The sequence below is a fragment of the Ancylobacter sp. genome (assembly GCF_965279025.1).
GTDB lineage: Bacteria > Pseudomonadota > Alphaproteobacteria > Rhizobiales > Xanthobacteraceae > Ancylobacter.
On the sequence record NZ_OZ257132.1, the window covers coordinates 1,270,158 to 1,283,289 of the forward strand.

The window sequence follows — 13,132 nt, forward strand, 5'->3', positions numbered from 1 at the left end:
GAGCCGGGATCGCGTCCATCCTGCCACGGACGGCGATCACCTCTTCACCAGACCGAGCCGGATCAGGCTTTCCGCCGTGGCGAGGATCGCCTCCTGCGCCGGGCGAGGCGACCAGCCCAGCCGGCGCCGCGCCTTCTCGCTGGAGGCGCTGCGGCGGATGCCGAGCCGCGGCACGGCGAGGCGCGCCATCGGCAGGGCGAGGGCGGCGAGGGGCACCGCGATGTCCGGCAGTTCGAAGCGCGGCACCCGCCGCGCCGCCGGTCCCAGCCCCGCGCGCAGCGTCCGCGCCATCTCGTGCAGCGATATTGCCTCGCCCGCCGTGGCGAGAAAGCGCTCGCCCGCCGCCTCCGCTGCCGTCATCGCCGTCACATGCAGCTCGGCGACGTCGCGCACATCCACGAGGCCGAGATAGACGCGCGGCGTCGCCGGCAGGGCGCCGTCGAGCAGCGCCCGTACCAGATCCAGCGAGGCCGACATGTCAGGCCCCAGCGCCGGGCCGAGCACGACGACCGGGTTGACCGCGGCGAGCTCCATGCCGCCGCCCTCGCGCGCGATGAAATCCCATGCCGACCGCTCGGCCAGCGTCTTGGAGCGCGTATAGGCGTCGACATCCGCTCCCTCGGGATCGGTCCAGTCGCGCTCGTCATACAGCCCGGCGCGCGGGGGGTGGCCATACCCGACCGCCGCAAAGGAAGAGGTCAGCACCACCCGCCGCACGCCCGCCTCCCGCGCCGCCTTCAGCACCCGCAGCGTGCCCTCCCGCGCCGCGCGGATCAGGTGGCCCTCGTCGCTCGCCATCATCCCCGCCGGCAGGGGCGAGGCGACATGCAGCACGTAATCGCAACCGGCGGCAGCCGCCGCCCAGCCCTCATCGGCGAGCAGCTCCGCCTTGTGGAAGCTCACCTCGCCGCCCGCCGGCGCGCCGGCTTGCGCGAGCATCGCCCGCACCCCGGCTTCGCGGGCGCGATCACGCAGCGTCGCCCGCACCTCGTGTCCGGCGTGCAGCAGCGCCAGCATCACATAAGACGCGATGAAACCGGAGCCGCCGGTGACCAGAACGCGGGCCATTCAGCTCTCCCTCACGGCGCTGTGGCCGCCACATCGGGCGGAACCTGCGCCAGCGCGGCGCGCACCTGCGCTACCAGCGCCGGCAGCAGTTGCCGGGAGCCAGCCGGCGCGAGATGATCATCATCCACATAATAGGCGATGCCGTCCTCGCTGTTGCGGCAGCGCCCCTGCTCCTTGTCGCACAACACTTCGTGCGGGCGCACCTTGAACACGCGGGGGTGGTCAATGGCATCGAAGACGGCGATCACGTCGCCATTGCGTTCGAGAAAGCGCGCATGGGACGTCGTTATTGGCCCGGCGCGGGCCCCCACCTCCAGCTCGCGCCTTGCTGCGCGGAGCGGCACGTTCCAGCCGGCTTCCGGTACCGAATAGACCAGCACTACGTTCAGCCCGTCGGCGATTTTTTCTATCGATGGCGCCAGTGCGCCCAACACCCGCCGGCGACGCGCTCCTTCGGGCTCACCTGGCTGCCCCACGAGGTCGACCCGCGGGTACAGGCCGGTCTCGACCCCGCCCTCGCCATTGTCGAAGGGCGTCCCGTCGACATAGGCGGCAAAGCGCGAGACGATCACCACGGCCTTGGCCCCGTGGTGGCGGGCGAAGTCCAGCATCGCCCGGTTATAGGCGTCGCAGGCATGGGCGGCCGTCCGCTCCGTCCGGTAAAAGCCCGGCAAGCCGACACAGCCATGATAGCCGGCGGCATAGGAGGAGATACCCTCGGCCCATAGCGCCTTTTGCAGTTCCGGGGCGATAGCGGCCGAATGGCTATCGCCGATCATCACCACATCCGCCCGGCCTTCTCGCATAAAGCGGCCACAGTCTGGCGTCGGCTCGAGCGGCAGCGGATTCTCCTCCGAATAAGTACAGGCCGCCAGAGCCTCTCCACCCATGCGCTGGGCCTCCAGCAACGCCCGCACATCCGTCGGCATGCGCCAGGGCGCGCCTTGGGACGCGATGCCGAAGGCGGCGATACAGAAAAAGGCGACCGAAACCACGCCCGCCCCGGCGAAGATCTCGCGTCGGCCGATCCGCCGGGCGAAAGCGCCGTGGCGGAACGGGCGCTCGACAAACCGCCAGGACAGCCAGGCGAGGGGCAGCGTCGCCGCCGCCAGCCCAAGCATGAGCCACGGTCCCGGCATGTCGAGGCTGCGCACCCGGGCGAAGGCGAAAAGCGGCTGGTGCCAGAGATAGGCGCTGTAGCTGATCAGCCCCACTCCGACGAGCGGGCGCGCCGCCAGCAGCCTTCCCGCCCCTGAGCTCGGCGCTGCGAACAGCAGGATCAGCACCGCCCCGCCCACCGGCACCAGCGCATAGAGCTGGGGAAACGGCGTGTGCTCGTCGAAGGCGAACACCGCGAACAGGATCAGCCCCAGCCCGGCAAGCGACAGCGCCGCGTTCGGCCGCACCTTCTGCTCGCGCAGGAAAAGCGCGCACAGCGCCCCGGCGCCGAGTTCCCAGGCCCGCGTGGGAAGCAGATAGAAGCTCGCCTCGCGGCTGTGATTCCAGCCGATATAGGAGAGCGCGAGGCTGAGGCAGGAGAGCAGGGCTATGCCGAGAAAGGCATTGCGGCGCCCGTAGCGCCAGAGGAAAAACAGCACCCGCGGAAACAGGATGTAGAACTGTTCCTCCACCGCCAGGCTCCAGGTGTGGAGCAGCGGCTTCTCCTCGGCGGTGGGGGCGAAATAGTCGGCCTCCCGCCAGAACAGGATGTTGGAGGCGAACAGCGCCACCGCCGCGACGGACTGCGCGAAGTCCTTGAGCTGCGAGGGAAACATCCACAGCCAGGCGAAAGGCACGCAGGCCAGCACCACCACGAACAGCGCCGGCAGGATGCGCCGCGCCCGTCGCTCGTAAAAGCGGGCGAGGGAGAAATCGCCCGCCTCCATTTCGCCGGCCAGGATGGTGGTGATGAGATAGCCGCTGATGACGAAGAACACGTCGACGCCGACGAAGCCGCCGGAGAACACACCGAAGCCGGCATGGAACAGGATGACGGGAAGCACCGCGACGGCGCGCAGGCCGTCGATCTCGGGCCGGTACTTCATCAGCGAACGCCCCCGCCGTGATGCGAAACCACACCGAGCATCTTAATGGCGGCGCAGGCCGCGCCAAAGCCATTATCGATGTTCACGCTCACCACGCCGGGCGCGCAGCTCGCCAGCGCCGAGGACAGCGCCGCCCTGCCGCCCTCCGCGACGCCATAGCCGACGGACGTCGGCACGGCGATGACAGGCGCGCTCACCAGCCCGCCAAGCACGCTGAACAGCGCGCCCTCCATTCCCGCCACCGCGATCACCACCCGGCAGGCGCGGATGGCCTCGATCCGCTCCATCAGCCGCCACAGCCCGGCGACGCCGACATCGGCGACGAGCAGCGCCTCATGCCCGCAAAAGGCCAGCGTGCGCACGGCCTCGCGCGCCACCGGCAGGTCGGAGGTGCCCGCCGCCACCACGGCCACGTCGTCGCCCGACAGGGCCACGGGACCGCCGAGCACGGCGGTGCGTGAGGCCGGGTCATAGTCGAGCCCGGCGCGCGCGGCGTCGTCCAGCGCCGCAAAGCCCGCCGGCTCCAGCCGCGTCAGCAGCAGCCGGGCGGAGCGCGCACGCGCGGCGGCAAGGATTTCCGCCAGCTGCCCGGACGACTTGGCGCTGCACAGCACCGCCTCGGGAAGGCCGGTGCGCGCCGTGCGCTGCCAGTCGAAGGTGAAGTCCATGGCTCAGGCCCCCACGACCTTGGTACTCACCAGCTTGGCGCCGACGAACATGGCGCCGCGGCGATAGGGGCGGTTGCCGGCATAGGCCCGCCCGGCCTCGGCGCACAGCCCCGCCATCAGCGCCTCCACCGCCCCCGCCTGGCCCATCGCCTCACCGTCGAGCTCCACCACCACGCCCTGATGGGTGATCCGGCAGCGCAGCGTGCCCCCGCCGGTGAGGTCGGCGAGCCGCCGCTCGGCCATCTCGACAAAGGCGAGGTCGCCGGCATCGATGGCAATGCCGGTTTCCACCCGGCTGGCGAGGCAGGGCTGCGCCGGCAGCTCGGCGACAGCGTCGAGCCCGAGCGCGCGCGCCAGCGTCCGCACATCGCTCTTCGTCATTCCGGCCTCGATGAAGGGATGCACCACCCGCCGCTCGGCGGCGGCGATCAGCCCCGGCCGGTAGTCGCCGAGATCGTCGAGATTGGCGCCCGAGGCGATGGGCTGCGCCGTCAGCCCGGCGATGCGGTCATAGAGATTGGTCTTGCAGAAATAGCAGCGGTCCACCGGGTTGTCGCGGTAGCGCGGGTCGTCGAACTCGCCGGTGCCGGTCACGGTCAGCGCCCAGCCCTGCGCCGCCGCCAGCCGGCGCACGCGCAACGTTGCCTCCGCCGGCACGGCGGGGGAAACGGCATGGATCACCGTCAGCGTCACGCCGTGGCGGTGGGCGAAGCTGGCGAGGGTCAGCGAATCCACCCCGCCGCTCACCGCCACCGCCAGGCCGGCGAAGCGATCGAGCACCCGCGCCAGCCTTTCGGCGGGGGGCGCCCCCACATGCGGCGCGGCCTCAGTCATCGCCGCGCTCCGCCCGCTGCTTCAGCGCCCGCCGCTCGGCGAGCGTTTCGCCGACCAGCGCATCGCTCTCGGCCTTCACCGTGTCGCCGCCGGGCCGCGCCACCCGCTTCACCGGCACGCCGTCCTTGTCGTCGGCCTGGCGCGAAAGCGTCAGCCGGCGCTCCTCGCGCAGGCGCAGCCCGATGGTCGAGGTCTGGGCGAAGCAGGCCTGCGCCACCGCCTCGGCCTGCTCCGGCCGCGCCAGCAGGCGGATCGATGCAACCGGCCGCCCCTTCTTGCCGAGGCGTTGACCGAGGCTGACATCGAGCACGCCGGCCTGCGCGCGCAGGCATTCGCTCGCGGTGCCGATCTCCTCGCCGGTCATGTCGTCAAGGTCGAAGGTGATCACCGTGACCGTGTCCCCCGCCTGCCCCGCCTCCTCGAACACCAGCGCCCGCAGCACATTCGGCATTCCCGGCAAGGCGCGGGTGCCGGCGCCGGTGCCGGAGGCGACGAGCCGCCCGCCGGCCGGCCGGCCGGGGCGCGCCAGATGCTTCAGGATCGCCGCGCCGGTGGGGGTCACCCGCTCGCCCGTCACGCCGTCGTCGCGCCAGTCGAAGCCGGCGAGCAGGGCGGCGGTAGCCGGCGCCGGCACGGGCAGCAGCCCGTGCTGGGTCTTCACCAGCCCGCCGCCCAGCGGCAAGGGCGAGACGGTCCACACCGCGCCGTCGAGAGCCGCCGCGAGGCTGCCGGCGGCGACCACGTCGAGCAGCGAATCCCAGTCGGCGATCTCGTGGAAATGCACCTCCTCGACCGGAACGCGGTGGATCGCCGCTTCCGCCTCCGCCAGAAGGCCGAGGATGGCGGCGGCGTGCCGGCCCGTCCCCGCGCTCAGCGGCGCCCGGGCGATGCGGGCCAGCATGTCGCGATACGTGCCGGCCGTGTCATCATGGGCATGCTCGTGAGCCGGCTCATCACCGTGCTCGCCGCTTTGCGCGTGTGCATGAGCGTGGGCGTGTGAATGAGCACGGGCGCCTTCCAGCCCGAAGCGCTGCGCCGCCACCGCGCCGCTCAGCCCCTGGCGCAAAAAGGGTGCGCCGGCGCCGGGCGGCAGCACGGCGGCCGCGTCCGCCAGCACCCGCCCGGCCAGTTCGGGAAAGGCATCGAGCAGCGCGGCCACGAACATGTCGCCGGCAATGCCGCCTACTGCATCGAGGTGGATGCGCCTCACGCCGCAGCCTGCCGTTCCCGGCACACCGGGATCACATAGGGTCCCTCGGGAATGATGGCGAGCGCGTTGTCGCCCGAACGCGCCAGGCTCGCGGCGATCGCCGCGCTGAGGTCGGGCACGATCTCCACCGCCGTGATGCGCCGTTCCTCGTCCGTCAACCCCGTGGTGTGCAGCTGGATGCGCCCCACCCGCATGGGCTTCAGCTGCATCTCGGTCTGCCACTCGTCGACATCGGCCAGCGTCTTGGCGGTCAGCGTGGCGAGGAAGCGCTCCGGGCCGAGTTCCACCAGCCGCTCCTGCGCGGCGCGGAATTCCTCGCTGCCGAAGCCCTCCGAACATTCCGACGCGATGATCAGCGTGCCGCCGGGCTCCAATATGTCGAGCGGCGTCACCATGCCCTTCACCGTCTGGTAGTAGGTCTTGTCGAGTGGATAGCCGGCTGAAGATGTCACCACCGTGTGGTAGCGGCGCGGCGCCTCGATGACCGTGGCGCCCTCCACGAACGCCACGGCGGCGAGATGGCTGGCGATGACCTCGCCGAAGGAAACGAAAACGAGGTCGCGTTCCTCGTCCAGCACCGTGTTCAGCGCGTGGATCTCGCCCACCTTGCGGACGATTTCCAGCTGCTCCTCGTGCAGCGGGTTGCCGACGAGGTTGCACTGCACCGCCAAAGGGTCTTCCATGAATCGGGCGGAATGGAAGGTGCGGATGGTCTGGTGCCCGGCGACGCCCGGCGCCACCACCTTGCGCCCGCCGGACCATCCGGCCATGAAATGCGGCTCGACCAGGCCGGTGGCGATGCGCAGTTCCGCGTCGATGAAGCGCCGGTCGATATGCACCGGCGTGCCGCGCGTCGGCGTCGGCCCGAGATCGACATGGGCGGCCTCGTCGCGGGCGAAATGGTTCTCCACCCGCACATTCTCGAGCACCCAGGGGTCGCCCACCAGTTCGGCCAGTTCCTCGCCCTCGTTCGGCCGGTGCAGCCCGGTCGCCACCAGCACAATGATGGCCTCCCGGGGAATGCCGGCCTCCAGCAGCGTCTCGATCATCGGCCGCAGGAACAGCCCGTTCGGCACCGGGCGGGTGATGTCGCAGATGAGGATGCAGGCGCTGGCGCGCCCCTTCGCCAGCTCGCGCAGCGGCGGCGCGCCGACCGGGTGGTCGAAGGCGTGGCGGATGGCGGCAAGATTGTCCGGCAGCTTGGGCAGCGCCGCCTTGCGCAGCACGGTCGGCTTCGCCCCCGGCGGCAGGGTGAACGCAAGCGCACCGCGACCAAAGGCGAGTTCGAGGGCGTTCTCGTGCTGGGTCGGTCCCGCGTGCATGGTGGTTCCCTAAGGCTCGAGGCCGAAGCGCCGGGGGTGGCGCGCCCGGGTGCGTTTTCCCCATGATAGACGCTTGCCGCCGGCGCATAAACCACCGCCGCGCCGGCATAGGTCACGCCCCGGTGCGGCGGTAGGTGCCGCAGCCCGCGCCGATCATACCAAGGGGTGCCGCCAGCCTCCCTTCGGCTGGAAATTGCGCAAGCGCCCGCCCTGCGATCCCGGCAATGCGGGCGTGGAAGAATTGCCGCCGCCGCCCCCGCACATTGCCCCCACCGCAGGATGCCACCGCACAGGGAGGCGGGCCTGCCCAGCCCATGAGGAGAGCGGAAATGGAAAACCTGTCCCGACGCACAATGCTCGCGCTCAGCGCTCTCGGCGGTGCCGCCGTCGCCAGCGGCGCGGCCCAGGCCGCGACATTCGGCAACCCGGACCAGCCGGCGGAAGGCGCGATCAATGCGAGCCTCGGCGCGCTGTCCGATCCCGGCCCGCAGAGCCCGGCGCTGGCGTCGCAGATTCCGGCCTTCCAGAGCCCGCCCGCCACCGATGTCGGCAACATGCCGATGATGTGGTCCTCCTTCAACATCATGCCCAAGCGCATCCAGGCCGGCGGCTGGGCGCGGCAGATCACCGCCACCGAGTTTCCCGCCGCAAAGGAAGTTTCCGGCGTCAATATGCGCCTCGCCGCCGGCGGCGTCCGCGAGATGCACTGGCACCTCGCCGGCGAATGGGCGCTGATGACCAATGGCCGCTGCCGCATCACCGTGCTCGACAAGGACGGCAACCCCTATGTGCGCGATGTCGGCGCCGGCGATCTGTGGTTCTTCCCCGCCGGCTACCCGCACTCGCTGCAGGGCCTCGGCCCGGAGGGCTGCGAATTCCTCATCGTCTTCGACGACGCCTACCAGTCCGAATACAACACGCTGCTGCTCACCGACTGGTTCGCCCACACCCCGCCGAAGATCCTGGCGCAGAATTTCGGCGTGCCGGCCGACACCTTCAAGAACATCCCGCTGCAGGATCTGTGGATCTTCCAGGGCAAGGAGCCGCCGCCGCTGGCTGTGGACCAGGCCGCCGTCGCCACCGGCCAGTCGCCGGCCGACCCGTTCACCTTCTCGCTCACCGACACCACCCCGGTGAAGCAGAACGAGGCCGGCAATGTGCAGCTGGCCGACAGCCGCACCTTCAAGGCCTCGAAGACCATCGCCGCCGCCATCGAGACCATCAAGCCCGGCGGCCTGCGCCGCATGCACTGGCACCCCAATGCCGATGAGTGGCAGTACTGGATCAAGGGTCGCGGCCGCATGACCGTGTTCAATAACGGCCCCCGCGCCCAGACCATCGACTTCCAGCCCGGCGATCTCGGCGTGGTGCCCAAGAGCCAGGGCCACTACATCGAGAATATCGGCGACGAGGACGTGCAGGTGCTCGCCGTGTTCCGGGCGCCGGAATATCAGGAGGTCGACCTTTCCGACTGGCTGACCCACGCGCCGCCGGAACTGGTGGCCCAGCATCTCAACATCGATCCCGCCGTCATCGCCCGCTTCCCGCGCGGCCAGGTCGGCATCCAGCCGGGCTGAACCGGCGGGCACCTTCCCGCCAAATGCCTGCCGGCGGGAATGCAGCTATACTTCCGTATGTAGCGGCCATGCGGAGGTAATGGGGACTGACACCCTCGTCTGGATTACGCCTTCGCGCCCTTCAAATATCTTCGGGTCACGGCTGGTGCAGGCGGCGGGAAACACGCTCCCTCCCGTTCCGGCCCGATCCGCGCAGCGCTCCCCGCGCCGCCTTCGCCCGGTGTGTCACGCACGCCGCATAACGGCCTCATCGTCGAAGCGTGCCCGCGCCTTCGACAAGCGTCACCTTCCTTCACCTCATCGCGCACTTCAGCAAAGGACCGGTATCATGGGTTACGTCACCACCAAGGACGGCGTCGAGATCTTCTTCAAGGATTGGGGTCCGAAGGACGCCCAGCCGATCGTCTTCCACCATGGCTGGCCGCTCTCGTCCGACGACTGGGACGCGCAGATGCTGTATTTCCTCGGCAAGGGCTTCCGCGTCGTCGCCAGCGACCGTCGCGGCCATGGCCGCTCGGCGCAGGTGAGCGAGGGCCATGACATGGACCATTACGCCGCCGACGTCTCGGCCGTGGTGGAGCATCTCGACCTGAAGAACGCGGTGCATATCGGCCACTCCACCGGCGGTGGCCAGGTGGCGCGCTATGTCGCCAAGTTCGGCCTGCCGCAGGGCCGCGTCGCCAAGGCCGTGCTGGTCGCCGCCGTGCCGCCGATCATGCTGAAGACCGAAGCCTATCCCGGCGGCCTGCCGATCGAAGTGTTCGACGGCTTCCGTTCGGCGCTCGCCGCCAACCGCGCCCAGTTCTATGTCGATGTCGCCGCCGGCCCGTTCTACGGCTTCAACCGCGACGGCGCCAAGGTCTCGCAGGGCGTGATCGACAATTGGTGGCGCCAAGGCATGATCGGCAGCGCCAAGGCGCATTATGAGGGCATCAAGGCCTTCTCCGAGACCGACCAGACCGAAGACCTCAAGGCGATGACCGTCCCCACCCTGGTCCTGCAGGGCGATGACGACCAGATCGTGCCCCACAAGAATGCCAGCGCTCTGCAGGCGGAGCTGCTGCCGGACGCCACGCTGAAGGTCTATCCCGGCTTCCCGCACGGCATGCTCACCACCCATGCCGACGTCGTCAACCCGGACATTCTCGCCTTCATCAAGGGCTGATCGAGCTCTTCGTCGGCAAGACTGCGGCCGTCCCTTGCGGGGCGGCCGTTTCGTTTTGGCCTCTCGCCGCGCGCGGGGCCTTCTGCCTCAGCTCATGGCCGCCGCCGGCGTGCCGGCAAGCTCGGCTTCCTCGGCCTCCAGCGCCGCGCGCTGGCGCCGGGCGCTCGCGGCATCGGCGCGGCGCTTGTAGATTTCGAAGGCGATGGCGCCGATGATGGTCACCGCGACGATCACCACGGCCAGCGCCGAGATCGCCGGGGTCGATCCCTGCCGCACCCGCCCCGCCAGCACCGTGGTCAGCGTCTTGTCCGAGAGGATGGAGAAGGTGGTGGTGTTGTAGTTCTCGAAAGAGGAGAGGAAGGCCAGCACCGCCGCCGAGGCCAGCGCCGGCTTGAGGAACGGCAGGAGGATGTGGCGGAACACCTGCGGGTAGCTGGCGCCGAGATCGAGCGCCGCCTCTTCCTGCGAGCGGTCGAAGCGCTGCAGCCGGGCGAGGATGATCAGCATGCAATAGGCGGAGATGAAGCTCGCCTGCCCCAGCACGGTCAGCACCACGCCGTCATAGAGAAAGCGCGTGCCGGTCTGCCCGGTGAACTGGCGCCAGAACACCACGGTGGAAATGCCGATGATGATGCCTGGGGTGAGCACCGGCGACACCACGACGAGGTAATAGAGCGAGCGCACCCGGGGCTGGATCTGCGTCATGATGATGGCGCCGGCCAGCCCGATCGGCACCGAGATGCACACCACCAGCAGCCCGATCCACAGGCTCATCTTCAAGCCGGTCATCATGTCCTGGTCGGCGAACAGCGCCGCGAACCAGTCCAGCGTCACCCCCTCGATCGGCCAGACCTGCGGGTATTGCGGGGTGTTGAAGGCGGAAACCGCCATCACCGCCAGCGGGCCCAGCAGATAGAGGAAGAACACCACCGCATAGACCGCGAACATCACGCGCTGGAACGGACCCGGATTCATCGCGTGATTTCTCCAAGGCTGAGCTTGAACGCCCTGAGCACCACCAGCACGAAGATGATGCAGCTCACCAGCAGGATGAAGGCATAAGCCGCCCCCTGCGGCCAGTTGAAGGCCTGGTAGAAGCGATCATAGACGATGGGCGTGAACCACAGCGTGCGCGGCCCGCCCAGCACCAGCGGCGCCGCCAGCGCGCCCGCGGTGAGCATGAACACCAGCGTGCAGCCCGAGGCGATGCCCGGCTTGGCATGCGGCAGCACGATGAAGGCATGGATGTGCCACCACGGCGCGCCAAGGTCCCGCGCCGCCTCGACCTGGTTCTTGTCGAGGCTCTCAATGGCGTTGTAGAGCGGGAAGATCATCATCAGCAGGTACGCGTAGGACAGGCCCATATAGAGCCCGACATCGGCGCCGAGGAAGTCGATCGGCTCGGCGGTGAGCCCGCTGCCCATCAGCATCTGGTTGATGATGCCGCCCGACGACAGCAGCACCCGGAAGGCGAAGGCGCGCAGGATCTCGTTCACCCAATAGGGCAGGATCAGCAGGAGCAGCAGCACCCGCAGCCGCGCCGCCGTGGCCGATTGCGCCATGTGGAAGGCCAGCGGGTAGCAGATGACGAAATTGAGCAGCGTGATGACGATGCTCACCCCGATGGTGAGGAAGAAGGCCTTGATGTGCAGCCAGTTCCATTCCTCGGTCGAGGTGGTCGAGCCGAACAGGAAGTAGCGGTAATTCTCCAGCGTGTAGAGGTCTTTCGGTCCGCCCATCTGCGCCGGTGGCAGCTTCGGGCGGAACGACATGTCCACCATGGCGAGCTGCGGCAGCAGGATGATGAAGAAGGCCCAGAAGCCCACCGCCACCACGAGATAGAGCCCGATGGCGAGGCCGTTGCGCTGGAAGAAGCTGGACCCCGTCGCCAGCCCGGTGCGCCGCTCATAGGCGGCGAGGCCGAAGAAGAACGCGATCACCGCCAGCGGCAGGCCGAAGACGAAGGCGAGGCTGCCGCTCATCTCAGTGCCTTTCCGCCCGCGCCAGAAGCAGCGCGTCCTCCGGCTTGAAGCCGATGCGCAGATGCTCGCCGGTGGTCGGCAGGGCGGAGATGGCGCTGGCCCCGAGGCTCGCCATCATCTTCTGCCCGGTCTTCACCCGCAGCGTCACATGCGTGACGCTGCCCTCATAGGCGACATCCAGCGTCTCGCCCTCGAAGCCGGCGCTGCCGCCATTGGCGCGCAGCTGCATCGCCTCCGGCCGCACGAACAGCAGTGCCTCCTGCCCCACATCGAGCGCCACCGGGTTGCGGCCGGTGAGCGGGCCGAGCGGGGTGTCGAGCGTCGCCAGCGCCCCCTCGCGGGCGGTGATGCGGCCGCGAATCTGGTTGTTCTCGCCGACGAAGGACGCGACGAAGGGCGTGCGCGGCTCGGCATAGACGGCGCGCCCATCGCCCACCTGCTCGATCACGCCGGCATTCATCACGGCGATGCGGTCCGACATGGTCAGCGCCTCGCCCTGGTCGTGGGTGATGTAGATGAAGGTGATGCCCACCCGCTTCTGGATCGCCCGCAGCTCCGAGCGCATGTGCTGGCGCAGCTTGAGATCGAGCGCCGAGAGCGGCTCGTCGAGCAGCAGCACGGAAGGCTCCACGGCAAGGGCGCGGGCAATCGCCACGCGCTGCTTCTGGCCGCCGGAAAGCTCGGAGACGCGCTTGTGGCCGTGCTCGGACAGCGCGACCTGGATCAGCAGGTTCTTCACCTTCTCGTCGCGCTCGTGCCGGGGCACGCCGCGCACCCGCAGGCCGTAGCCGATATTCTCGGCCACCGTCATCATCGGGAACAGCGCGAGGTTCTGGAAGATCAGCGCGGTCGGCCGCTTGTTGGGGCCGATGCCCTTCATGTCGGCGCCGCCGATGCGCACCTGCCCGCGCGTGGGCTCGATGAAGCCGGAAATGGTGCGCAGCAACGTGGTCTTGCCGCAGCCGGACGGGCCGAGAAAGGAGAAGAACTCGCCCGGCTCGATGGTGAGGTTCGCGTCCTTCACCGCGACGAAATCGCCGAAGGTGACATTGACGCCCTCAAGCTCGACGGCAGCGGCCATGCGGATTTCCGTTCAGTTGGGTTGCCGTCCTCCCGGACGCCGCGACGGCGGCGGTCCGGGAGTGGGGGACGGGCGGGCGGACGCGGGCAGCCCGGTCGGAAAGAACGCCGTCATGCCGGGCCTTGGGCCGGCCATCCACGACTGCCCGCCCGGTCCAGCGGCCTCAGAAAGGCGTGGATG

General features: G+C 69.4%; 11 protein-coding genes. 2 read left to right on the top strand and 9 right to left on the bottom strand.

Annotation, left to right across the window (positions count from 1 at the left end; translation table 11 throughout):
• Positions 1-36: 36 nt before the first annotated feature.
• From ACQY76_RS05920 to larA, 6 genes are read right to left on the bottom strand one after another with little or no spacing between them, the layout of a single operon-like run.
• Complete coding sequence (locus ACQY76_RS05920) at positions 37-1,068, bottom strand: SDR family oxidoreductase (RefSeq protein ID WP_428031970.1); 1,032 nt, start codon at positions 1,066-1,068, stop codon at positions 37-39.
• A gap of 11 nt (positions 1,069-1,079) precedes the next feature.
• Complete coding sequence (locus ACQY76_RS05925; protein ID WP_428031971.1) at positions 1,080-3,113, bottom strand: acyltransferase family protein; 2,034 nt, start codon at positions 3,111-3,113, stop codon at positions 1,080-1,082.
• Positions 3,113-3,781 carry a nickel pincer cofactor biosynthesis protein LarB gene (gene larB / locus ACQY76_RS05930; protein WP_428031972.1) on the bottom strand — a complete coding sequence of 223 codons (669 nt, stop codon included), beginning with the start codon at positions 3,779-3,781 and terminating at the stop codon, positions 3,113-3,115. Before larB ends, ACQY76_RS05925 begins: the two co-directional genes overlap by 1 nt.
• A 3-nt stretch (positions 3,782-3,784) precedes the next feature.
• Entirely contained in the window at positions 3,785-4,615 is an 831-nt protein-coding gene (locus tag ACQY76_RS05935; protein ID WP_428031973.1) for an adenine nucleotide alpha hydrolase, read from the bottom strand.
• Positions 4,608-5,825, bottom strand: coding sequence for a LarC family nickel insertion protein (locus ACQY76_RS05940; RefSeq protein WP_428031974.1), 1,218 nt, complete (start codon positions 5,823-5,825; stop codon positions 4,608-4,610). The genes ACQY76_RS05935 and ACQY76_RS05940 overlap by 8 nt, the downstream gene beginning before the upstream one ends.
• Complete coding sequence (larA, locus tag ACQY76_RS05945; RefSeq protein ID WP_428031975.1) at positions 5,822-7,147, bottom strand: nickel-dependent lactate racemase; 1,326 nt, start codon at positions 7,145-7,147, stop codon at positions 5,822-5,824. The genes ACQY76_RS05940 and larA overlap by 4 nt, the downstream gene beginning before the upstream one ends.
• Positions 7,148-7,476: 329 nt before the next feature.
• Here larA and ACQY76_RS05950 point away from each other — a divergent pair, with 329 nt between their 5' ends.
• Both ACQY76_RS05950 and ACQY76_RS05955 read left to right on the top strand, forming a co-directional pair.
• On the top strand, positions 7,477-8,724 hold the full coding sequence (locus ACQY76_RS05950; protein WP_428031976.1) for a cupin domain-containing protein: 1,248 nt from the start codon (positions 7,477-7,479) through the stop codon (positions 8,722-8,724).
• A gap of 328 nt (positions 8,725-9,052) precedes the next feature.
• Positions 9,053-9,889 carry an alpha/beta fold hydrolase gene (locus tag ACQY76_RS05955; protein WP_428031977.1) on the top strand — a complete coding sequence of 279 codons (837 nt, stop codon included), beginning with the start codon at positions 9,053-9,055 and terminating at the stop codon, positions 9,887-9,889.
• Between the two features lie 87 nt (positions 9,890-9,976).
• On the opposite strand, the gene ACQY76_RS05960 is transcribed toward ACQY76_RS05955, so the two are convergent.
• Genes ACQY76_RS05960 through ACQY76_RS05970 form a run of 3 tightly spaced genes read right to left on the bottom strand, consistent with a single transcriptional unit; the run spans position 9,977 to position 12,952 of the window.
• Positions 9,977-10,864 (bottom strand): ABC transporter permease, encoded by an 888-nt coding sequence (locus ACQY76_RS05960; protein WP_428031978.1) that lies wholly within the window; start codon positions 10,862-10,864, stop codon positions 9,977-9,979.
• Positions 10,861-11,871 carry an ABC transporter permease gene (locus tag ACQY76_RS05965; RefSeq protein WP_428031979.1) on the bottom strand — a complete coding sequence of 337 codons (1,011 nt, stop codon included), beginning with the start codon at positions 11,869-11,871 and terminating at the stop codon, positions 10,861-10,863. Before ACQY76_RS05965 ends, ACQY76_RS05960 begins: the two co-directional genes overlap by 4 nt.
• A gap of 1 nt (position 11,872) precedes the next feature.
• Positions 11,873-12,952, bottom strand: coding sequence for an ABC transporter ATP-binding protein (locus ACQY76_RS05970; protein ID WP_428031980.1), 1,080 nt, complete (start codon positions 12,950-12,952; stop codon positions 11,873-11,875).
• Positions 12,953-13,132: the final 180 nt, after the last annotated feature.

Excerpts from the sequence above, each read along its gene's own strand:
- ACQY76_RS05920 (WP_428031970.1), bottom strand. The coding sequence starts at position 1,068 with ATGGCCCGCGTTCTGGTCACCGGCGGCTCCGGTTTCATCGCGTCTTAT.
- ACQY76_RS05925 (WP_428031971.1), bottom strand. The coding sequence starts at position 3,113 with ATGAAGTACCGGCCCGAGATCGACGGCCTGCGCGCCGTCGCGGTGCTT.
- larB (WP_428031972.1), bottom strand. The coding sequence starts at position 3,781 with ATGGACTTCACCTTCGACTGGCAGCGCACGGCGCGCACCGGCCTTCCC.
- ACQY76_RS05935 (WP_428031973.1), bottom strand. The coding sequence starts at position 4,615 with ATGACTGAGGCCGCGCCGCATGTGGGGGCGCCCCCCGCCGAAAGGCTG.
- larA (WP_428031975.1), bottom strand. The coding sequence starts at position 7,147 with ATGCACGCGGGACCGACCCAGCACGAGAACGCCCTCGAACTCGCCTTT.
- ACQY76_RS05950 (WP_428031976.1), top strand. The coding sequence starts at position 7,477 with ATGGAAAACCTGTCCCGACGCACAATGCTCGCGCTCAGCGCTCTCGGC.
- ACQY76_RS05955 (WP_428031977.1), top strand. The coding sequence starts at position 9,053 with ATGGGTTACGTCACCACCAAGGACGGCGTCGAGATCTTCTTCAAGGAT.
- ACQY76_RS05960 (WP_428031978.1), bottom strand. The coding sequence starts at position 10,864 with ATGAATCCGGGTCCGTTCCAGCGCGTGATGTTCGCGGTCTATGCGGTG.
- ACQY76_RS05965 (WP_428031979.1), bottom strand. The coding sequence starts at position 11,871 with ATGAGCGGCAGCCTCGCCTTCGTCTTCGGCCTGCCGCTGGCGGTGATC.
- ACQY76_RS05970 (WP_428031980.1), bottom strand. The coding sequence starts at position 12,952 with ATGGCCGCTGCCGTCGAGCTTGAGGGCGTCAATGTCACCTTCGGCGAT.